This window comes from Hymenobacter coalescens, assembly GCF_054783195.1.
Genome location: NZ_BAAGRA010000009.1, coordinates 1 through 1,453 on the forward strand (window position 1 = coordinate 1; position 1,453 = coordinate 1,453).

General features: G+C 70.6%; 1 protein-coding gene. It reads left to right on the forward strand.

Going from position 1 to position 1,453, the window contains the following annotated elements; translation table 11 throughout:
* A partial coding sequence (locus tag ACYVKQ_RS07720; RefSeq protein WP_460577297.1) for a T9SS type A sorting domain-containing protein occupies positions 1 to 1,264 on the forward strand: 1,264 nt, incomplete at its 5' end.
* Positions 1,265 to 1,453: the final 189 nt, after the last annotated feature.

Genomic DNA, 1,453 nt, shown 5'->3' on the forward strand with positions numbered 1-1,453 from the left:
CGTGGCTAAGCTCGACGCTGGTGGCAACTGGCTGTGGGCCCGCCGCGCTGGCGGCACTAGCGAGGACTACCTGATGGGCCTGACGCTGGTGGGCAACACTTTGTATGCCTGCGGCTCCTTCGAAAGCGTCACCGCCGATTTCGGCCCGACCACCCTGACCAACGCCTATACCCGCCAAGGCGGCCTGTCCGACATTTTTGTGGCGCAACTTGATGCTACCAGTGGCCTATGGACAAACGCCTGGCGCGCCGGCGGCTTGGAAAACGATGATGCCTACGCCCTCGCGGCCGACGCGGCGGGCAACCTTTACCTGACCGGCAACTATACCGGCACCTCCTCGGCATTTGGGCCGGTGACGCTGAGCTCCGCCACGCGGTCGGATAAGCCTTTCGTGGCCAAGTTTCACCCCGTGCGCGGCTGGCGCTGGGCCGTGGCGGGCGACATCGGCACCAGCACCCGCGGTGGGGGCAACGGCTCGGCCCTGGCCGTGGACGGGCAGGGTAATGCCACTATAGCCGGCGGCTTCAACGCTCCCAGCCTGCGCTTGGGCGCGGCCACGCTCTACGCCACCGGCCCGGCCGACAACGACGGCTACCTGCCCAGCGACGCCTTCGTGGCCCAGCTCGACTCGGCCGGCGTCTGGCGCTGGGCCGTGCAGACCAGCGGCCCGGGCAGCGACGGGGCCGGCGCCGTGGCCGTCGACGGCCTGGGCAACGTCACCGCCGCCGTGGCCTTCCGCAGCACGACTGCCTTCGGCCCCACCCAGCTCAGCAGCAGCGGCGGCACCAACCTGGCCCTGGTGCGCCTCGGCCCCGCCGGCGCCTGGAGCTGGGTACGGCAAAGCGACGGACGCAGCGGCAAGCTGGTGGACAACGGAGCCGGGTACTTCCACCTCGCCGGCACGTTCGGCCCGACGCCGGCCGGCTTCGGCCCGTTCACACTGGCGCCCAACCCGTTGGTGCCCTCCACCACCGTGCTCGGCACCGGCTTTCTGGCCCGGCTCAGCGCCGGCCCGCTGGCCGCTGCTTCGCCCAAAGCTGCCCCCGCCTGGGCCGTGTACCCCAACCCGGCCCGCGCCTACGTGGACGTCAGCGGCCTGCCTGCCCAGATGCCGGTGGCAGTGCTCGACGCGCTGGGCCGGCGTGTTACTACAGGCCTGATGCCCGCGCAAGGTGCGCTGCGCCTGGCTTTGCCGCCGGCGCTGCCCGCCGGTTTCTACCTGGTGCGCAGCGGGGCACAAAGCCAGCGCCTGCTGGTGGAGTAAACGCCGCTATCCTTCCATTCTGTATTCATCCCGATGGCACACGTCTTCCGCTTGATTGTCTGCTTACTGCTGGTGGCGCTGGCCTCTACTGGAGCGCTGGCCCAGGCCCCGGTGTTCGACCGCGCGCAGGTGGTGGGCGCCGCCCCCGCCGGCAACGGCAACAGCACCGTGACGGCCCTGGCCCTGGAC